Source organism: Micromonospora rubida (assembly GCF_009908295.1).
In the GTDB taxonomy this organism is placed as follows: domain Bacteria; phylum Actinomycetota; class Actinomycetes; order Mycobacteriales; family Micromonosporaceae; genus Micromonospora; species Micromonospora rubida.
Genome location: NZ_JAAALO010000002.1, coordinates 540500 through 560580 on the forward strand (window position 1 = coordinate 540500; position 20081 = coordinate 560580).

16 protein-coding genes are annotated in these 20081 nt (G+C 72.3%); 6 read left to right on the forward strand and 10 right to left on the reverse strand.

Going from position 1 to position 20081, the window contains the following annotated elements; all coding sequences use genetic code 11:
* Positions 1-39: 39 nt before the first annotated feature.
* The gene (pcrA, locus tag GVV04_RS06855; protein ID WP_161685719.1) at positions 40-2430 is read right to left on the reverse strand and encodes a DNA helicase PcrA; all 2391 of its coding nucleotides are present in this window, start codon (positions 2428-2430) and stop codon (positions 40-42) included.
* A gap of 193 nt (positions 2431-2623) precedes the next feature.
* Here pcrA and GVV04_RS06860 point away from each other — a divergent pair, with 193 nt between their 5' ends.
* Together GVV04_RS06860 and GVV04_RS06865 are read left to right on the forward strand one after the other, a co-directional pair.
* Positions 2624-4474 carry a bifunctional metallophosphatase/5'-nucleotidase gene (locus tag GVV04_RS06860; RefSeq protein ID WP_161685721.1) on the forward strand — a complete coding sequence of 617 codons (1851 nt, stop codon included), beginning with the start codon at positions 2624-2626 and terminating at the stop codon, positions 4472-4474.
* A gap of 291 nt (positions 4475-4765) precedes the next feature.
* The gene (locus GVV04_RS06865) at positions 4766-5155 is read left to right on the forward strand and encodes a chorismate mutase (RefSeq protein WP_407938766.1); all 390 of its coding nucleotides are present in this window, start codon (positions 4766-4768) and stop codon (positions 5153-5155) included.
* A 194-nt stretch (positions 5156-5349) separates the two neighbouring features.
* On the opposite strand, the gene GVV04_RS06870 is transcribed toward GVV04_RS06865, so the two are convergent.
* From GVV04_RS06870 to GVV04_RS06890, 5 genes are all read right to left on the reverse strand, one after another.
* Positions 5350-6363 (reverse strand): ABC transporter ATP-binding protein, encoded by a 1014-nt coding sequence (locus GVV04_RS06870; protein WP_161685724.1) that lies wholly within the window; start codon positions 6361-6363, stop codon positions 5350-5352.
* A complete protein-coding gene (locus GVV04_RS06875) occupies positions 6356-7384 on the reverse strand; it encodes an ABC transporter ATP-binding protein (RefSeq protein ID WP_161686740.1) in 1029 nt (342 codons plus the stop codon). Before GVV04_RS06875 ends, GVV04_RS06870 begins: the two co-directional genes overlap by 8 nt.
* Positions 7385-7410: 26 nt before the next feature.
* Entirely contained in the window at positions 7411-8382 is a 972-nt protein-coding gene (locus GVV04_RS06880; RefSeq protein WP_161685726.1) for an ABC transporter permease, read from the reverse strand.
* Positions 8383-8457: 75 nt separating this feature from the next.
* On the reverse strand, positions 8458-9384 hold the full coding sequence (locus GVV04_RS06885; RefSeq protein ID WP_161685728.1) for an ABC transporter permease: 927 nt from the start codon (positions 9382-9384) through the stop codon (positions 8458-8460).
* Positions 9385-9533: 149 nt separating this feature from the next.
* Positions 9534-11174 carry a peptide ABC transporter substrate-binding protein gene (locus GVV04_RS06890; RefSeq protein WP_161685730.1) on the reverse strand — a complete coding sequence of 547 codons (1641 nt, stop codon included), beginning with the start codon at positions 11172-11174 and terminating at the stop codon, positions 9534-9536.
* Positions 11175-11608: 434 nt separating this feature from the next.
* Between GVV04_RS06890 and GVV04_RS06895 the strand changes: the two genes are divergently transcribed.
* Positions 11609-11932 carry a PIG-L deacetylase family protein gene (locus tag GVV04_RS06895; protein WP_328822243.1) on the forward strand — a complete coding sequence of 108 codons (324 nt, stop codon included), beginning with the start codon at positions 11609-11611 and terminating at the stop codon, positions 11930-11932.
* Here the strand turns inward: GVV04_RS06895 and GVV04_RS06900 are convergent.
* Together GVV04_RS06900 and GVV04_RS06905 are read right to left on the reverse strand one after the other, a co-directional pair.
* The gene (locus tag GVV04_RS06900; protein ID WP_161685732.1) at positions 11832-12512 is read right to left on the reverse strand and encodes a response regulator; all 681 of its coding nucleotides are present in this window, start codon (positions 12510-12512) and stop codon (positions 11832-11834) included. The genes GVV04_RS06895 and GVV04_RS06900 overlap by 101 nt on opposite strands.
* Before the next feature lie 2 nt (positions 12513-12514).
* A complete protein-coding gene (locus GVV04_RS06905) occupies positions 12515-13753 on the reverse strand; it encodes a PspC domain-containing protein (protein ID WP_407938767.1) in 1239 nt (412 codons plus the stop codon).
* Positions 13754-13946: 193 nt separating this feature from the next.
* Between GVV04_RS06905 and GVV04_RS06910 the strand changes: the two genes are divergently transcribed.
* From GVV04_RS06910 to GVV04_RS06920, 3 genes are all read left to right on the forward strand, one after another.
* Positions 13947-15791 carry a PspC domain-containing protein gene (locus GVV04_RS06910; RefSeq protein WP_161685734.1) on the forward strand — a complete coding sequence of 615 codons (1845 nt, stop codon included), beginning with the start codon at positions 13947-13949 and terminating at the stop codon, positions 15789-15791.
* Positions 15788-16402 (forward strand): hypothetical protein, encoded by a 615-nt coding sequence (locus GVV04_RS32130; RefSeq protein ID WP_201753268.1) that lies wholly within the window; start codon positions 15788-15790, stop codon positions 16400-16402. Before GVV04_RS06910 ends, GVV04_RS32130 begins: the two co-directional genes overlap by 4 nt.
* Positions 16403-16597: 195 nt before the next feature.
* On the forward strand, positions 16598-17851 hold the full coding sequence (locus tag GVV04_RS06920) for a phosphatidylserine decarboxylase (RefSeq protein ID WP_161685736.1): 1254 nt from the start codon (positions 16598-16600) through the stop codon (positions 17849-17851).
* 51 nt (positions 17852-17902) lie between these two features.
* On the opposite strand, the gene GVV04_RS06925 is transcribed toward GVV04_RS06920, so the two are convergent.
* Both GVV04_RS06925 and GVV04_RS06930 read right to left on the reverse strand, forming a co-directional pair.
* Positions 17903-18823: a CDP-alcohol phosphatidyltransferase family protein gene (locus GVV04_RS06925; RefSeq protein ID WP_161685738.1), complete on the reverse strand. Its 921-nt coding sequence runs from the start codon at positions 18821-18823 to the stop codon at positions 17903-17905.
* A 346-nt stretch (positions 18824-19169) separates the two neighbouring features.
* On the reverse strand, positions 19170-20078 hold the full coding sequence (locus GVV04_RS06930) for an NUDIX hydrolase (RefSeq protein ID WP_161685740.1): 909 nt from the start codon (positions 20076-20078) through the stop codon (positions 19170-19172).
* Positions 20079-20081 lie beyond the last annotated feature (3 nt).

The following is a 20081-nucleotide window of genomic DNA, read 5'->3' on the forward strand; positions in this document are numbered from 1 at the left end:
CGCCGGCCGGGCCGGGTGGGCTGCCGGCGGGCAGGCGGGTCAGAGCTTGTCGACCGGGGCGTGCCGCAGCACCAGCCACATCGTCTGGTCGCCGAAGTCGATCTGCGCCCGCGCCCCGGGGCCGTGCCCCTCGACGGCGAGCACCCGGCCCAGGCCGTACCGCTGGTGGTTGACCCGGTCCCCGGCCGCCACCTTGGGCCCCTGGGGCAGCTCACTGGCCGTGGTCAGCCGACTGCCGTCCACGCCGAGCCGCTTGGCCAGCTGGGCCGCCTTGGGCGTCCCCCCGGCGAAGCCGCCGGGGCGGTCCGCGCGACCGCCGACGCCGCCGCCACCCCCGGCCCACGAGGTGTACGTCCCCTCGGTGCGCTCCCAGCGCACCAGCTCGGGCGGCAGCTCCTCCAGGAACCGCGACGGCGGGTTGTAGGCCGGCTGCCCCCACGCCGAGCGGGTCACCGCGCGGGACAGGTAGAGCCGCTGCCGGGCCCGGGTGATGCCCACGTACGCCAGCCGGCGCTCCTCCTCCAGCTCCCGGGTGTCGCCCAGCGAGCGCAGGTGCGGGAAGACGCCGTCCTCCAGCCCGGTGAGGAACACCACCGGGAACTCCAGGCCCTTGGCGGTGTGCAGGGTCATCAGGGTGACCACGCCCTGGTGGTCCGGGTCGTCGGAGGGGATCTGGTCGGCGTCGGCGACCAGCGCGACCTGCTCCAGGAAGCCGGCCAGGGTGGCCCGCTCCCCCTCGGCGCCCAGCGCCTCGACCCGCTCGGTGTACTCCCGGGCGACGCTGACCAGCTCCTGGAGGTTGTCCACCCGGCCGGCGTCCTGCGGGTCGAGGCTCTCCTCCAGCTCGGTGAGGTAGCCAGAGCGGGTGAGCAGCGCCTCCAGCACCTCCTCCGGGGTGCCGGTCTCGGCCAGCTCCCGCGCCCCGTCCAGCAGCGCGATGAAGTCGCCGATGCCGTTGGCCGCCCGACTGGAGATGCCCGGGGCGTCCTTGGCCCGGCGCAGCGCCGCGCCGAAGGAGACCCGGTCCCGGCCGGAGAGCGCCTCGACGCACGCCTCCGCGCGGTCGCCGATGCCCCGGCGGGGGGTGTTCAGGATGCGGCGCAGGCTGACCGTGTCGTCGTCGTTGACCACCGCGCGCAGGTAGGCCAGCGCGTCGCGGACCTCCTTGCGCTCGTAGAAGCGCACCCCGCCGACCACCTTGTAGGGCAGGCCGATCCGGATGAACACCTCCTCGAAGACCCGGGACTGGGCGTTGGTGCGATAGAAGACCGCCACGTCGCCGGGGCGGGCGGCACCGTCGTCGACCAGCCGGTCGACCTCCCGGCTCACCCAGTCCGCCTCGGCGTGCTCGGTGTCGGCGACGTACCCGACGATCTGCTCGCCCGCCCCCGCGTCGCTCCACAGCCGCTTGGGCTTGCGGGAGGTGTTCCGGCCGATCACCGCGTTGGCGGCGTTCAGGATGGTCTGGGTGGAGCGGTAGTTCTGCTCCAGCAGGATCGTCCGGGCGTCGGTGAAGTCCCGCTCGAACTCCAGGATGTTGCGGATCGTCGCGCCCCGGAACGCGTAGATCGACTGGTCGGCGTCGCCGACCACGCACAGCTCCGCCGGCTCGATCCCCTCGGTGCCGGAGACCAGCTCCTTGATCAGCGTGTACTGGGCGTGGTTGGTGTCCTGGTACTCGTCGACCAGGACGTGCCGGAACCGGCGGCGGTAGCTCTCCGCGACGTGCGGGTGCGACTGGAACAGGTGCACCGTCGTCATGATCAGGTCGTCGAAGTCCAGCGCGTGCGCCTCGCGAAGCCGCCGCTGGTAGAGCGTGTACGCCTCGGCGAGCGCCCGCTCGTTGGGGCCCTTGGCCCGGCCGGCGAACTCCTCCGGGTCGACCAGCTCGTTCTTCAGGTTGGAGACCTGGGCGGCCAGGCCGCGCGCCGGGTAGCGCTTCGGGTCGAGGTCCAGCTCGCGGGCGACCATCTGCATCAGCCGGCGGGAGTCGTCGGCGTCGTAGATCGAGAAGGTCGACTTCAGGCCGGCGTGCTCGTGCTCGGCCCGCAGGATCCGCACGCAGGCCGAGTGGAACGTCGACACCCACATCAGCCGGGCGCGCGGGCCGACCAGGTGGGTCACCCGCTCCTTCATCTCACCGGCGGCCTTGTTGGTGAAGGTGATCGCGATGATCTCGCCGGGGTGCACGTCCCGGGCGGCGAGCAGATATGCGATCCGGTGGGTGAGCACCCGGGTCTTGCCCGAGCCGGCGCCGGCCACGATCAGCAACGGCGAGCCGGCGTGGGTGACGGCGTCACGCTGGGGCCCGTTCAGGCCCTCCACCAGCTGCTGCGGGTCGAGCCGGACCGGCGGGCCGGACCGGCGCGGCGGGGCCGACGCGGGCTCGGACACGGACGGGGACGCGGGGATGTCGAAGAGAGGCTGCATCGCAGGGCGAGTCTATGCCGCCCGCCGGACACTTCCCGACTCACCGCCCCGCCCGCCGTGGCCCCCGTGGCCCGACGCGCAGCCCGAAGAGACCAACCCGTCACCCGACCGGCTCTGGCGCGGCCGTCCCCGATAAACGACGATGGCCGGGAAACCCCGGATCCTCCCCCGTACACGATTTGGGAGAAAAACCATGAGTCAACCGCGCTCGCGCGGTCGGGCGGCGCTGCGTCACCTCGCCGCGCCGGCCCTCGCACTGGCCGTCGTCGCCACCCTGCCGGCCGCCACGCGGCCCGCGCCGGCCCCGGCCGCCGACCCCTGGGCGGCCCTCGCCCCGGTCTCGGTCTCCTACGCCAAGCCGCTCGGCGGCGAGGTCAAGGGCAACTTCCTCAGCTACAACGACTTCCACGGCGCCATCGACCCGCCCGGCGGCAGCGGCGCCACCGTCAACGGCACCCCGGCCGGCGGCGTCGAGTACCTCGCCACCTGGCTGAAGAAGCTCCGCGCCGAGGCGAAGGCCGAGGGGCGGACCAGCACCACCGTCGGCGCCGGCGACCTGATCGGCGCCTCTCCCCTGGTCAGCGCCGCGTTCCACGACGAGCCGACGATCGAGCTGATGGACGAGATCGGCCTCCAGGTCAGCTCGGTCGGCAACCACGAGTTCGACGAGGGCGTCAACGAGCTGATCCGGCTCAACAAGGGCGGCTGCCACCCGGTCGACGGCTGCCAGGACGGCGACGGCTTCGCCGGCGCGAAGTTCACCTACCTCGCGGCCAACACGGTCAGCAAGAAGACCGGCCTGCCGATCCTGCCCCCGGTCGACATCAAGTTCGTCGGCGGCGTGCCGGTCGGCTTCGTCGGGGTCACCCTGGAGGGCACCCCGGGCATCGTCAACCCCGCCGGCATCACCTCGGTCACGTTCAAGGACGAGGTGGAGACCGCCAACAAGTGGGGCGGCCTGCTCAAGCTCTTCGGCGTCAAGGCGATGGTGCTGCTGGTGCACGAGGGCGGCGCGCAGTCCCCGCCGCCGAGCACCCCGGGCGTCTCCGACTGCGCCAACTTCTCCGGCCCGATCGTGGACATCGTGCGCGGCCTGCGGCCGGAGTTCGGCCTGGTCGTCTCCGGCCACACCCACCGCTTCTACTCCTGCTCGCTGCCGAACTCGGCCGGCCAGCAGAGCGTGGTCACCAGCGCCGGCACCAACGGCCAGCTCGTCACCGACGTGGACTACTCGCTGGACCGCCGCTCCGGCCGGTTCACCGGGATCTCCGCCCGCAACGTGGTCGTCGAGAACGGCGTCCGCAACGCCGACGGCACCTGGCAGCAGAGCTCCCCCGGCGTGTTCGCCCGCAACCCCGAGCTGGTCGACGCGCGCGCGAAGGCGCTGGCCGACAAGTACCGCACGGCGGTCGCCCCGATCGCCAACCGGGTGGTCGGGAAGATCAGCGCGGACATCGTCCGGGACGTCCGGCCCAACGGCGAGAGCCCGCTCGGCGACGTGATCGCCGACGCGCAACTCGCGTACACGGCCGGCGACGGGGCGCAGATCGCCCTGATGAACCCGGGCGGCGTCCGGGCCTCCCTGTCGTACGGGGCGTCGGTCGGCGGCGAGGCGCCGGGTGAGGTGACCTACGGCGAGGCGTTCAGCGTCCAGCCGTTCAACAACCTGGTGGTCACCCAGACGTTCACCGGGGCCCAGCTCAAGAACGTGCTGGAGCAGCAGTTCCCCGGCTTCAACGGGCAGACCGCCCAGCGGATCCTCCAGGTCTCGGCCGGGCTGACCTACTCGTACGACAGCACCGCCCCGGCGGGCTCCCGGGTGAGCGCCCTGGCGCTGAACGGGACCCCGATCGACCCGGCGGCCAGCTACCGGGTCACCACGAACGACTTCCTGGCCAACGGCGGCGACGGCTTCACCGAGCTGGCTGGCGGCGCCGGCCGCACCACCGCCCCCGGCTTCGACGTCGACGCCCTGGTGTCGTACGTGGGCGCGGGCGCCCCGGTGGCGCCGGGCCCCGCCGATCGGATCACCCGCCTCGGCTGAGGTGTGAGCGGGGCCCCTTCTCCCCGCCTGACGCCGGTCGGAGAAGGGGCCCCGCGCCACGAACCCCCGTGGACCCGGCGCGAATCCTTGCGGACCGGGCCGGCGGGTGGGCATACTCGACGACGTGTTCGGTCAGCGCTTCTACTTTTACTACGGCACCGGGAGTCCGGCAGCCGTGGGTCGCGCCTGATCAGATCAGACCTACGAAAAGCCCCGGGCTCTGGAGAGCCCGGGGCTTTTCCGTCCCGGGATCCGGGCACCGGGCCCGACCGTCCGAGGGGTACGGCGATGATGACAGACGTGGTGGAGCAGAGCGGCAGCGTGGCACAGTCCCGGCCGGGCAACGAGCACGAGGCCGGCGGGCCGGCCGATGACGGCCGGACGGAGCCGGCGTCGACGGCCGGCGGGACGCCCCGGACCGGGACCGACGACTCGGCGGCCGCGGCGCGGATCGTCGCCATCCGAAAGCGGATCGACGAGATCGACCGCACCGTGATCGAGCTGTGGCAGGAGCGGGCCGCCCTGTCCCAGGAGGTCGGGGTGACCCGGATGGCCTCCGGCGGCACCCGGCTGGTGCTCAGCCGGGAACGGGAGATCCTGGAGCGGTTCCGCCAGGCCCTCGGCGCCGACGGCACGCAGTTCGCCCTGCTGCTGCTCCGCGCCGGCCGCGGCCCGCTGTAACCCCCGCCCCGCCCCGGCCCCGCCGGTCACGTGCGCGCAAATACCCGGAAAGGGTGGCCTCCGCGCGACCCCGAGGCCCCTCTTTCCGGGTATTTGCGCGACCGCCCGAGCGGGTATCGCGCGGGCGGTCACGGATGGATCGACCCCCGACCGCCGGGGGCGGTCGGGGGTCGGGGTCGGTCAGCCCGGGAGGCTCACGCCTCGTGGGTCGCGACGATCTCGCGCTTCTCCGCGAAGTGGCAGGCGCTCGCGTGGTCCGAGCCGGAACGGATCTCCAGCAGCGGAACCTGCTCGGCGCAGACATCCTGCGCCTTCCAGCACCGGGTGCGGAACCGGCAGCCCGAGGGCGGGCTGACCGGCGAGGGGACGTCACCGGTGAGCCGGATGATCGCCTTCTGGTCCCGCAGGGTCGGGTCCGGCACCGGCACCGCCGACAGCAGCGCCTGGGTGTACGGGTGGGTCGGCCGCTCGTAGATCTCGTCCTCGGTGCCGATCTCCACGATCTTGCCGAGGTACATCACCGCGACCCGGTCCGACAGGTGCCGGACCACCGACAGGTCGTGGGCGATGAAGACGTAGGACAGGCCGAACTCGTTCTGGAGCTTCTCCAGCAGGTTCATCACCTGGGCCTGGATGGAGACGTCCAGGGCCGACACCGGCTCGTCGCAGACAATGATCTCCGGGCGCAGGGCGAGCGCGCGGGCGATGCCGATGCGCTGGCGCTGGCCGCCGGAGAACTGGTGCGGGTACCGGTGGATGTGCTCCGGGTTCAACCCGACCAGGTCGAGCAGCTCCTTGACCTTCTGCCGCCGGCTGCCCTTCGGGGCCACCTCGGGGTGGATCTCGAACGGCTCACCGATCAGGTCGCCGACCGTCATGCGCGGGTTCAGCGAGGTGTACGGGTCCTGCATGACCAGCTGGATCTGTCGGCGCAGCCGGCGCAGCGCCCCGCCGGACAGCTTGGAGATGTCCTGCCCCTTGTAGAGCACGCTGCCGGCGGTCGGCCGCTCCAGGTTCATCAGGACCCGGGCCAGCGTCGACTTGCCGCAGCCGGACTCGCCGACCACGCCGAGCGTCTCGCCGGACCTCAGCTCGAACGAGACCCCGTCGACGGCCTTGACCTGACCGATGGTCTTCTTGAAGACGATGCCCTGGGTGACGGGGTAGTGCTTGACCAGGTCACGGACCTCGAGGATGTTCTCAGTCACGGTTAACCAGCTCCTCGGCGAAGTGGCAGGCGCTGGCCCGGTTGCTGCCGATCTGCAGCAGCGGCGGCACCTTCTCCCGGCAGACCGGCTGCGCCATGGGGCAGCGCGGGTTGAACGGGCAGCCCGGCGGGATGTTCATCAGGTTCGGCGGCAGGCCCTTGATGGTGCGGAGCTGCTGCCCCCGCTCGTCCATCCGCGGGATCGAGTCGATCAGGCCGAGGGTGTACGGATGCGCCGGCTTGGCGTACAGCTCGAAGACATCGGCTTCCTCGACGATCCGCCCGGCGTACATGACGGCGATCCGGTCCGCGACGTCGGCGACCACGCCGAGGTCGTGGGTGATCAGGATCAGGCCCATCTGCCGCTCGCGCTGAAGCTCGGCGAGCAGGTCCATGATCTGGGCCTGCACGGTCACGTCGAGCGCAGTGGTCGGCTCGTCCGCGATCAGCACCTCCGGGTCGAGCGCCAGCGACATCGCGATCATCGCGCGCTGCCGCATGCCGCCGGAGAACTGGTGCGGATAGTTGCTGAACCGGCCCTTGGCGTTCGGGATCTTGACCTGGTCGAGCATCTCGATGGCACGCTTCTTGGCCTCGGCGCGGCCGAGGCCCCGCCGGATCCGGAACTGCTCAGCGATCTGGAACCCGATGGTGAAGACCGGGTTCAGCGCGGAGAGCGCGTCCTGGAAGATCATCGCGATGCCCTCGCCGCGGATGCGGCGGCGCTCCTCGGCGGACATGGTGAGCATGTCCTTGCCGTGGAAGCGCACCTCGCCCCCGGTGACGAACCCGGGCGGCGTGTCGAGAATGCCCATGACGGCCTGCGCGGTGACGCTCTTGCCGGAGCCGGACTCGCCGAGCACGGCGAGGGTCTCCCCCGCGTCGACGTGGTAGGTGACCCCGTTGATGACCTTGGCGACGCCGTCCCGGGTGCGGAACTCCACCCGCAGGTCCTCGACCTCCAGGAGGCGGCCGGAGGGGCGGCCGGATCCGTCGGCGCCCGGCTGGGACTGCTCGGTCACGAGAATGTCGGACAACTCAATCTCCCCTAGCGCAGTTTCGGATCGAGGGCCTCGCGGACCGCCTCACCGAGCATCACAAAGCTGAGGACGGCGGTGACGAGGAACGCGGAGGGGAAAAAGAGCAGGAAGGGCGAGACCCGGATGTAGTTCTGCGCTTCGCTGATCATGATGCCCCACGAGACCACCGGGCTCTTCAGGCCGATGCCCAGGAAGGACAGCGTCGCCTCCGCGCCGATGAACGACCCGACCAGAATGGTGCCGTAGACCAGCAGCGGGGCCAGGCAGTTCGGCAGCAGGTGCTTGATGATGATCCGGCCGGTGCCGGCTCCCAGCGCCCGGGCCGCCATGATGTAGTCGGCCTCCTTGGTGGCCAGCACCGAGGAGCGCATCAGGCGCATCACGACCGGCCAGCTCAGCACGACCAGGGACATGATGACCAGGGCCATGATGTACCACTCGTTGTTGCTCGACCCCGCCCCGTTGAAGGTGGTCAGGATGACGATCGCACCGAGCACGAAGGGCAGGCCGAAGAAGATGTCGCCGAAGCGGGAGAGCAGGGCGTCCGCCCAGCCGCCGAGGTAGCCGGCGAGCATGCCGATCGCGCCGCCGATCAGCAGCGTGCCGACGGTGGAGACCAGGGCCACGATAATCGAGGCGCGGGCGCCGTAGATGACCCGGGCATAGACGTCCCGGCCCTGCACGTCGTACCCGAACCAGGCGTCGCCCGACGGCTCGACCCGACTGCGGGACAGCGCGCCGTTGACCGCGTCGCCGGAGGTGAACAGCGACGGGAAGGCCGCCATCAGTACGAAGATCAGGATGAACGTCGCCGAGATCCAGAACAGCGGCTTGCGGCGCAGGTCGCTCCAGGCGTCGCCGAGCAGTCCGCGGGGCTTCTCCCGGCGGGCGTTCTCCGGCAGGCCGGCGTCGACGGGAGCGCCGGACCCGGCCTCGGTGGGCGGGGTCGAGACGATCGATGCGGTGCTGGGGTCACTCATGCCGCCACCTCGCTGCGCTGGGTGCCGGGACGGTGGTCACGGCACGCTGCGTTCAAAATTCGTTCGACACGCCGCTCACTCATAGCGGATCCTCGGGTCCAGGGCGGCGTAGAGCAGGTCCACCAGCAGGTTCATCAGGAGGTAGACCAGCACGAGGACCACCACGATGGAGACAACGGTAGCGCTCTCCTTGGTGACGATCGCCCGGAGGACGGCGCGGCCGATGCCGTTGATGCTGAAGATGCCCTCGGTGACGATGGCACCGCCCATCAGCGCGCCGAGGTCGGTGCCGAGGAGGGTGACAACCGGAATCAGCGAGTTGCGCAGCAGGTGCACGCCGACGACGCGGCGCATCGGCAGGCCCTTGGCGATGGCGGTGCGGACGTAGTCGGCACGGCGGTTCTCCGCGATGCTGGTGCGTGCCACCCGGGCGACGTACGCCATGGACGCGCTGCCTAGGACGAAGCCCGGTAGGAGCAGCTCCGAAAACCGCATCTCGCTGGAGACGGTCGGGTCGACGATGCCCCACTTCACGCCGAGCAGCCACTGCAGGATGAAGCCGATGACGAACACCGGCAGCGCGATCAGGAAGAGGGTGGAGACGAGGACCAGGTTGTCGAGGAAGCCGTTGCGCCGCAGGCCGGTCAGGACACCGGCGGAAAGGCCGATGATCGCCTCGATCGCCAGGGCCACCACGGCGAGCTTCAGCGTGTTCGGGTACGCGGTGGCGATGATGTCCCCGACGGCGCGGTTGTTGTACGTGACGCCGAAGTCCCCCTGGAACAGGTTCTTCATGTAGGTGGCGTACTGCACCCAGATCGACTGGTCGAGCTGGTACTTCTCGGTCATGAAGTTGATGTACGTGTCCGGACACCGGCGGTCGCCGCACTTGCCGGCGAACGGGTCGCCCGGCACCGACCAGACGAGCCAGTAGATCAGGAAAGTCGTACCAATGAAGACCGGGACGAGTTGCAGTAGCCGTCTCAACAGATAACGGCCCATGGGGTGGTCCTCCTGACAGGGGGCGCGTCGGGCGAGGGGGCCGACACGGTTGGCGTCAACGTGGCGAGGGATGTTGTACACCCCTCGCGGAACGGCTCCGGGCCGGGCCCACCGGTAGGTGAGCCCGACCCGGGGTCAGACCGAACGGATCAGAGCTCGACCGTGGTGATGTCGAGTTCGCCGACGTTGGTCAGTTCCATCTTCTTGATCTTCTCCGAGTGACCGGACTGCTGGCCCGAGAAGTAGACCGGGATCGACGGGGCGTCAGCGTCGATCAGCTTGACGGCCTCGGCGAACTTGGCGTGCGACGCGTCCAGGCTCGGAGCCGCACCGGCCTCCTTGGCGAGAGCGTCGACCTGCTTGTTGGTGTACAGGCCGTCGTTCGAGGAGCCGCCGGTCACGTAGAGCGGGTTGACCCAGTTCTCGACGTCCGGGTAGTCCTGCTGCCAGCCGGCGCGGTACGGGCCCTTCATCTTGTGGGCGTTGATGTTCTGGCGGAACACCGCGAAGGTCGGCACGCCCTCGGCGCGGGCGTTGATGCCGAGGTTGGTCTTGACCTGCTGCGCGACGGCCTCCATCCACTCCTTGTGGCTGGCGTCCGCGTTGTAGTAGAAGACCATTTCGCCGCTGAAGCCACCGGCCTCGGCGAGCAGCTTCTTGGCCTCGTCGACCTGGAACTGGCAGGCGGTGCAGTTGCCCGGCGCCGCACCGGGGGCCAGCGGGTTGGCCCAGCTGTCGGCCGGCTTGCGGTTACCGAAGAAGATCTTGTCGGTGATCTCCTGCCGGTTGATCGACAGGGAGACGGCGCGACGCAGCTTCGGGTCGGTGAAGCGCTTGTCGTAGATCGGGAAGGCGATGATGCCGGTGACCGGGGCAACCGACGAGACGGCCCGCTCGCCCAGGTCCTGCTTCCACTTGTCACCCGCGAGGGCGGAGACCGGAACCTGCTGCTGGAAGTCGATGTTGTTGGAGACCAGCTCGCTGTAGACCGCCGTGTCGTCCTGGGAGATCTTGACGTTGACGTCCTTGATCTTCATCTTGTCGCGCAGCTGGTAGTCGTCGAAACGAGTCAGCTTGATGGAGACGTTGTTCTCCCACGACACGAACTTGACCGGGCCGTTGCCGATCGGCTTCTTGCCGAAGTCCTCCGCCTTGCCCGCGAAGAACGCGTCCGGCAGCGGCATGAAGGTGCTGTAGCCGAGCTTGGTCGGGAACACGGCGGTCGGCGCGGTGAGCGTGACCTCGAAGTTCCAGTCGTCGACGACCTTCAGGCCGGACATCTCCTTGGCCTTCGGCTCCGGGGCCTTCTGCGGGCCGTCCGCGCCGTCCGGGTCGGAGGTGTTGACGTCCTCGAAGCCCTGGATGTCGGCGAAGAAGCTGGAGTTCTGCGCGCCGTTCGGCGAGTGGGCACCCCAGTTCCAGGCGTCCACGAAGTTCTTGGCCTTGACGACGGTGCCGTCGTGGAACTTCGTGTCCTGCTTGATCTTGATCTTGTAGACCTTGGAGTCGGCCGTCTCGATCGACTCGGCCAGGGCGTTCCGCGGGGCGCCACCGTCGTTGGGGTACTCGACCAGGCCGGTCCACATCCAGTCGATGATCTTGCCGCCACCGGTCTCGGTGGTGTTCGCCGGGACCAGCGGGTTCTCCGGCTCGGTGCCGTCGACCGTGATGGCACCGTCCGCGCTGTTACCGGCGTCGCCGCCGTCGTCGCTGCTGGAGCAGCCGGACGCGACGAGCGCGAAAGCCGCGCCCAACGCGATCGCGCCACTCGCCCGCTTCGAGACTCTCATTCCGAGGGGCCTCCTCTTTCTAGCCTGGTTCCGTCGTGAGTTTCACGCACGTATGGGGGTGACACCGCCGGCAACCGCAACCATTGACCACCGGTTAACCGCAGAAAAATCGGGACACCCCTGATGTACCGATCGCCGGACCACCACACCACACCGGGGCTCGGCTCCGCGCAGGGCTCGACGGCCACGAACCGTGACTGCTCAACGGCTTCCGTGGTCGCAGAACCGTGCATGGGCGCCTTACACCGGGGGTGAGGTGCTGCAACTGTGACACCTACCGGCCCGTTACGTGAAGGTGCCGTTATCAAGCCGTTAGTTGGTCGCAGCGTTGCCGATACTTGAGAAAAGATCATGATTCGGCCCGACAGCATCGCTCTGACCAGGCAAAACGCTGTCGACCCCCCTCGCTCGGGTCGCCGCGTAGGCCCAACTCTGTGAGCTTCCCCGCCTCCCCACCGGCGCTCGCCGGCATCCTCCGTGCGCTGGCCGTATTTGCCCATCCGGACGATGTCGACTTCGGCTGTGCGGGCACCATAGCCGGCTGGGTGGACGAGGGGACAGAGGCGGCCTACCTCATTGTCACTCGGGGTGACGCCGGCGGGTTCGACGAAATGCCCCGCGCGGAGGTGCGCGGACGGAGTGGCCGGGCGGCCGACGTCAGACCAGGCGGCGGTCCGCCGCCCAGCGGGACAGCTCGTACCGGTTGGACATCTGGAGCTTGCGCAGCACGTTCGACACGTGCGTCTCGACCGTCTTGATCGAGATGTAGAGCTCCTTGGCGATCTCCTTGTACGCGTACCCCCGGGCGAGCAGCCGGAGCACCTCGCGTTCCCGGTTGGTGAGCTGGTCCAGCTCCGGGTCGGCCACCGGGGCGTCCGGCCGGGCGGCGAAGGCGTCCAGCACGAACCCGGCCAGCCGGGGGCTGAACACGGCGTCGCCGTCGGCCACCCGGCGCACCGCCGCGGCCAGCTCGTCCGGGGAGATGGTCTTGGTGACGTAGCCCCGGGCGCCGGCCCGGATGAGGCCGATCACGTCCTCCGCCGCGTCGGAGACGCTCAGCGCCAGGAAGCGCACCTGCGGGTGGGTCCGGCGCATCGCCTCCAGCACCGCCCGGCCGCCGCCATCGGGCATGTGCACGTCCAGCAGCACCACGTCGGGAGCGGTGGCGGCGATCCGGGCGACCGCCTCGGCCACCGTGCTGGCCTCGCCCACCACCTCGACGTGGGCGCCCAGCTCGGCGCGGACCCCCGCGCGGAACATGGCATGGTCGTCGACGAGGAAGACGCGCAGCCGCTCGGGGCTGCCCTGCGTCCCCTCGACCGGCCCGTGCTCAGCCATGATCATTTGTCCCTCTCCGTCGTGGACTGGTCGCGGGGGATCGGCAGGATCAACCGGACCTCGGTTCCCTCACCCGGCTCGGAGCGGATCTCCGCCCGGCCGCCGTGCCGCCTCATCCGTCCGATGATCGACCCCCGGACCCCGTGCCGGTGGTCCCCCACGGTATCCGGGTCGAAGCCCTTGCCCCGATCCCGGACGAAGGCGCTCACCTGGTCCGGCTCCACCTCCGCGTACAGCGAGACGGTCCGCACCCCGGCGTGCCGGGCCGCGTTCACCAGCGCCTCCCGGGCCGCCGCGACCAGCGCGCCGATCCGCTCGTCGGTGTCCCGGTCGCCCACCACCACCGTTTCCACGGTGATCGCGAAGGTGTCCTCGACCTCGGCCGCAGCCTGCTCCAGGGCCGCCGCGAACCGTTCCGTGGGCGAGGTGGCCGGCTTGTAGAGCCAGTTGCGCAGCGAACGCTCCTGGCCGCGCGCCAGCCGCTGCACGGCCGTCACGTCGGCGGCGTTGCGCTGGATCAGCGCGAGGGTGTGCAGCACCTGGTCGTGCACCATGGCGGCCAGCTCCGCCCGTTCCTGCTCCCGGATGCGCCCCTCGCGCTCCGAGCGGAGCTGGTTGTACGTCCGCCAGAGCACCGGGGCCGCCACCACCCCCACGCCGGCCAGCCCGACCAGCGCGAAGATGATGCCGTTGAGCACCGCTGCGAAGTTCTGCACCGGCGAGTAGACCGCCACGACGCCGATGATGCCCACCGCGACCAGCACCCCGCCGCCGATGAACCGCAGCACGAAGGCCCGCCGGTCGCTCTCCTCCACCACCGCGCCCAGCCAGGGCACCGGCATCGACTCGCCCCACTGCCGGCGGCGCTCCGGCGCGGCCTGGTGCCAGATCACCCCGGCGCCCACCGCGATGATCGCGACCAGCCAACCGGCGGTGCCCGCCGCGCCGACCGAGTCGAAGACCATCACCTGCACCAGCAGCACCCCGAGCCCGATCGCCACGAACGGCAGCAACTGCCCGATGTCCCGCCGGGGCGGGGCGGCGGTGTCCCCCGGCCGCAGCGGGACGACCGCCCAGAAGGCGGCGTAGAGCAGCATCCCGAGCCCGCTGAGGCCGAGCAGCACCGTGAAGGCGATCCGCACCCGCACCACCGGGATGCCGAGGTGGTCGGCGATGCCTGCGGCGACACCGGCGGCCATCCGGTGCTCGGGCGCCCGGTAGAGCCGGGGCGGCTGGATCACGGTGCTGATCGGATACTCCCTGCTCAGGATGCGACGCGGCGGCGCCGGACCGGCGTGCCGGTCTCGATCGTCACACGCGGGGACCCCAGCGGGCCACGGGGACGCCCCCGACATCCCGGCCGCTCGGATCTCAGGGTGGGGTCAGGGTCAGGTCCTGAGGCCACCCGGCCGGTCGGGGCAGCAGGATCGAAGCATGACCGAGGAAGCTGCCCCGCCACCCCGTCCCGGGGCGGCACGGCCGGACGGGCCGCCACCGGCGGATCCGGCTCCCACCACGCCCGCCAGCTGGACCGAACCGACCGTCTTCGGGCCGGCGGCGCCCGCCGGGCCGGGGGAGCGGGCTGCTACCGGCTCCCCCGCGACACCGGGGGTCGCCGCGACCGGAACCCCGACGGGACCGGGCACTCCCGGCGCCGCCGACCCGAGGGCGTCCGCGTCGGGCGGCCGGCCGCCGCCGACCGCCGGCGGCAACCCGGCCTGGTCGCCGCCGGCCGGGGAGACCTTCGGGCCCCACGGCCAGGGGCCGGGCACCCCGCCACCACCACCATCCGGGGGGTACGCGACCCCGCCCCCGCCGCCCGAGGGCGCCGGCTTCACCTCCCGGTACGGGCTGGTCCGGCCCCGCGAGGGCCGCTACCTGGCCGGCGTCTGCGCGGCGATCGGCCGGGCCACCAACACCGACCCGGTGTTGTGGCGGGTGCTGCTGGCCGTGCTCGGCTTCTTCGGCGGCATCGGCATCCTGGTGTACGTCACGGCCTGGCTGATCATCCCGGGCGAGGGCGACACCGCCTCCCCGGTCGAGTCCATGCTGGGCCGGGGCCGGTCGAGCATGTCCCCGCTCACCGTGATCGTGCTGGGCATCCTGGTGGCGGTGAGCTTCGGGTACATCGTCACCGACGGGTTCCGGGCGGTGCTGCTGGGCGCGGCCATCCTGGTCGGCGGCGCGCTGCTGCTCAACCGCGAGCGCGGGACGTTCGGCCGGGGCGCACCCGCCGACCGGGGTCCGGTGCCCGGCGCGCCGGCCGCCACCGCGCCGGGCCCGGTGCCGCCGGTCGCGTGGCCCGCGCCCGGCCTCTTCGCCCCGCCCGCGGGCGGGCTGCCGCCGGTCGGGCCTTCGGCTCCCGGCCAGCCCGCCGGGTGGCCGTTCGCAGGGCAGCGGTCCGGGACGACAGCGCCCGGGCAGCCCGCCGCCGCTTGGGCGGCCGCCCCGGCCGGGTCGACCGCCGGGCTCCCCGCCTGGCCGTCGGCGGCCACGTCGACCGGCTCCCTCCCCCCGGTCGGCGTGCCCGCGACGGGCTACCCGCCGGTCGCCGCGCCCCAGCCGCCGGCCGGCTACCGGCCGCCGTTCGCCCCACACGGCCCGTACGCCAAGGGCCCGCAGCAGGCTCCCCCGCCGCCCCGCCCGGTCAAGCCCCCGAAGCAGCCCCGGGAACGCTCCCCGCTGGGTGCCGTGACCTTCTCGCTGGTCTTCCTGGCGCTCGGGGTGGTCGCCATGCTAGACCTGCTGGACGTGATCCACGTGGGGGCGGCGGCGTACTTCGCGGCGGCCCTGGCGACGGTCGGGCTCGGCCTGCTCGTCGGCGCCTGGTTCGGCCGGGCCCGCTGGCTCATCGCGCTCGGGCTGGTCACCGCTGCGGCGCTCGGCGTCGCGACCGTAACCGAGTCCTACGACCGGATCCGGGGATTCGACGGGGACGTCACCTGGGCGCCCACGGACCGCCGTGACCTGGCCGACCGGTACGAGAACAGGTTCGGCGACGCCGTGCTCGACCTGCGCGGGATCGACTTCGACAAGCAGGACAGCCAGGTCACCGTCGCGGTCCAGTTCGGGAAGGCGACCGTGGTGGTGCCGGCGAACGTCGACGTCACCACGATCGCCGAGGTCAACGCCGGGGACGCCACGATCTTCGGCAAACGCTCCGGAGGGCTGAACGGCCGGCTCCGGGAGAGCACCGACCTCGGCGCGGACGGCGCCGGGGGCGGGAAGCTGCGCCTGTACGTCCGCATCAACGCCGGCAACCTGGAGGTGACCCGGTGAAGGCCCACCGCACCGATGTCGTGTCGCTGGGCTTCGGCCTGGTCTTTGTCGCCCTGGCCGGGTGGTGGCTGCTCGCCCAGCTGCTCGGCCTGGACCTCCCGCCGGTCGGCTGGTTCCTGGCCGGCGGGCTGATCCTGATCGGCGTGCTGGGCCTGGTCGGCGCGCTGCGTTCCGGCCGGGGCGACCGGCGCGACGCCGAACGGCCGGCACCGGCGGACGCGGGCTCCGGCGACCGGCGCGACGCCGAACGGCCGGCACCGGTGGACACCGTGGACGCCGGCTTCGGCGATCGGCCGGGCCCCGAACGGCCGCTCACCGAGACCGGGCCGGCCCTGGCCGACGAGTGGCCCACCGCGGCGGTCACCGACGAGCGGCCGGGGGCGGTCGAGGATCGGCCGGTCAGCGGCGGCGGGACGCCCCGCTGGTCGCCGGCGGACCCGCTCGACGCCGACCCCACGGGCGGGCCACCGCCCGGCCCGGCCGCTGAACGGGTCACCGAGCCGCTGCCCCGGTTGACGGCCGACCCGACCGTCGCGGGGCCGACGTCCGACCCGACCGACCCGACAAACCCGGACGCGCCGCGCCGCGGGCCGCAGCGGGCGGACGGCTGACCACGGCGGTGCGGTCGCCCGCGCCGGGCGCATATGCTGGCCGGTGGAGAGCTCGCCTCCGCCGGCCGGCACTGGCCGCGGCCCCGTCCGCAGCCGCTCCGGCAGGTCGCTGGCCCGTTCTGCGGCCGACCCGACCGGGTCGCCGTGGCGGTCCCGCCGCGATTCCGTCTCTACCCCGTCAGGAGCCAGTCCGACATGACCCAGTCCCCCGCCGTGCGAACCTCCGGCCGGCCCGGTCCGGTCCGCATCGGCGAGCGCGCCGCCCGTACCCTCGTCACCGAGCTCGCCCGGCGCAACGACCCGAAGGCCGCCCTGCTGGTCGGCGCGGCCCCGGAGTCCGCGGTGCTGGCCGCGGCAATCGACGCCCTGCTGCCCGGCGACTCCCTCACCGTGGTGCCGTCCGCGACGGCCACGCCCGCCGCGCTGCGTGAACACGTGACCGCCCAGGGCCGCTGGGTCGCCGACCGGGTTCGGGTGGTGGACTCCCTCGCCGAGGCCGACGCCGCCGAGGTGGTGATCGCCGCCGAGCCGCTCACCGGCACCGCAGAGGATGCCCGCACGACCATCGACGGCCTGGCCAAGTACCTCGCCGACGGCGCGGTGCTCAGCCTCGCCGCGCCCGCCGCCCCGGGGCGCACCGCCGGCGCCGCCGCCGAGTTGGAGCGGCAGGGCGTGCTGCACGCCGCCGGGACGGACCTGGTGCTGCGCAACTCCCCGCCGGTACGGGTGTACCGGCTCCGCTTCACCCCGGCCGTCGTGGCCGTCGCGGCCCGGCTCGCCCCGGCCCACCGGCCGTCCAGCGTCCCGCTGACCCGGGGCATGCACATCGACTCCAACGGCGTGGCCGCGGCCGGGATCGTCCTCGGGCTCGCCGCGCTGACCCGGGCCGTCCGGCCGAAGTCGAAGCTGTGGCTGCTGCCGGCGCTGGCCGCAGCCCCGGTGGCCGCGTTCTTCCGGGACCCGGAGCGGGACGTCCCCGAGGACCCGTCGGCCGTCGTGGCGGCCGCCGACGGGCAGGTGCTCTCGGTGCAGCGGCTGCACGACGAGCGCTTCGGCGACGGCGAGTGGCTGCGGGTCGCGGTCTTCCTCTCGGTGCTGGACGTGCACGTCAACCGGTCACCGGTGGCCGGCAAGGTGGTCGACTACTTCGTCGCCGACGGCGGCTTCGTCAACGCGATGAAGCCGGACGCCGAACACAACGTGGCGGCGTACACGGTGCTGGACACCGAGCACGGCACGGTGGTCGTCGCGCAGCGCACCGGGCTGATCGCCCGGCGGATCGTGCAGCGCGCACCGATCGGGTCGCTGCTGGCCAGGGGCGAACGGTTCGGCCTGATCCGGTTCGGCTCGCGGACCGACGTCTACCTGCCGGCCGACGCGGCCGACCCGCTGGTCGGGCCGGGCGACAAGGTCATCGGCGGGTCCACGGTCATCGCCCGCTGGCGCTGACGACGAAAGGGGCGCCGCGGACAGCGGCGCCCCTTTCGGGTGGATCGTCGGTCAGGCGGTGCGGCGCTGGTGCAGCCAGAGCAGCGGGCCGCTGACCAGGTAGCCCACCACGACCAGGGCGAAGGTCAGCCGGACGTCGACCAGCGCGCCGATCGCCGGGGCCAGCCAGAGCCACGGCGGCAGCTTGACCAGCCGGGCCAGCTTCGCGTAGGGGAAGCTGGAGACCATCGCGAAGGCCAGCAGCGCCACCCCCGCGATCTGCACCAGACCGGGCAGCGGCAGCCCGATGGCGACGGTCAGGGCGAGCACGGCCGCCGCCATCGTGGTCGGCACACCGCAGAAGAAGCGGCCGTCCTTCGGCGAGACGTTGAACCGGGCGAGCCGGATCGCCGCGCAGGAGGCGACGAGCGCTGCGGCCACCGCGGCGGCGGCGGGCGGGGCCTCGCCGGCCAGCGAGGCGTAGACCACCACCGGGGCGGCGAAACCGAACGAGCACATGTCGGCCAGCGAGTCCATCTGGGCGCCGAACGGGCTGGCCACCCCGAGCTTGCGGGCGAGCGCGCCGTCGAGCCCGTCGAACACGACGCAGGCGATGAGGAGGAGCGCGGCGATGCGCACCTCACCATGCATGGCCACGAAGATGGCGTTGATCCCGAGCGCCAGGCTGGCCAGGGTGCAGGCGTTGACCAGCGCGAACTTGGCGCGGCGGGCCGCCGTCCGCTCGCCGGGCAGCAGCGGGATCGACATCGACGCCGCGTCGTCGACCGGGGTGCTGGGGGCGAGGGCCGGGCTCACCGGCGCGATCGCCTGGACCTCGGCGCGCTCGTACCGGTCGAGGCCGTACCGGCGGCGCTGCCGATCGAGGTAGCGGTGCTCGGGCGAGGCCAGGTCGGCACCGACGGCGTCGCCGCCGTCGCGGCGACCCACCCGGACCAGCAGCACCTGGCGGGCGAATGTGCTGCTGCGGCGCAACGGGCCCGCCCAGCGACGCCCTGCGGGGCGCGGACTGTCAGTCGTACGACGCCGGCGCCAGGGGGCTCTCGGCACGTTTCCTCCATCACCGGATCGGCTGGCCACCACGGGGCGGGGCGTCCGGCTGTCTCGTGCCGGACCGCTTCTGGCCCGGCAGCCTTCAAGCGGAGTACACCATTGCACAGGGGAGTAGGGCTTGGCGATAGCTGACGGCGGCACTTGTCATCTCGGTCAAACCGCGCGAACCGCCTCGTTATTCCCATCCCGGGCCTCATCGCCCGTTCCTTACATCAACCCCGCCACACAGCCTACCGGAGCCGGTCGATGCCGGCCCGACGGGCGGGCGCTATGCGACTCGATGTCCGATTGCCAGGGCCGCGACCTCGGTCATGCGCAGCCCTTCGAGCCCGTCGGGCGGGAACCAGGCCGCAGCGGCCGTCGACCCCCCGGCCAGCTCGACGACCCGCGCCTCAGTCGGCTCGTCGACCAGCACCCGGTAGACCACCCGCACCCCGTGCCGGTCCAGCGGCCTGCCCTCCGGCCCCAACGCGGCGGGATTGTGCAGGTTGTGCACCATCAGCAGCTCCACCACCCGGCCGAGCTGGCCGGCCTCCTCGACCAGCTCCCGGAGCAGCCCGCCGGCCGGCTGCTCGCCGTGGTCGGTGCCGCCGCCGGGCAGGTGCCACCACCCAGCGCCCGGGTAGCCGTCCGCGATCATGGTGAGCAGCACCCGACCGGCCGGGTCGGTGACCAGGCCGTACGCCGCGAAGCGCTGGTGCCGGTCGGTCGCCGGCGCCGGTGGCGGCGCGGTGCCGGGCGCGACCGGCCGCAGCGGGGTGACCGGCAGGCCGAGCGCCTCGGCGGTGAACGGCATCAGCGGCAACCCGGCCGCCTCCTCGGGGCTCGACCAGCGCACCAGGTCCGTGGTGCCGTCGGCCTCGTCCCGGAGCGCACCGCCGCCGCTTGGCCGGACGGCGAAGATGATCCGGTCGGTGTGCAGCGTGACGCCCGCGCCGGGCAGCGGTGTGACGTCAGCGACAGCGGCGAGCAGGTCGGTCACCTCGACGGCGAGCCCGGTCTCCTCGGCGAACTCCCGCAGCACGCCGGCCTCGGGGTGCTCGCCGTGCTCCAGGCCACCCCCGGGGAGCTGCCACACCCCCGGGAGGCCGGCCCGGTCGGAACTCCGCACGAGCAGCACCCGCCCGTCCTGGTCCCGACAGACCCCGTACACCCCGACCCGCCGCCGCTGCTCCATGCG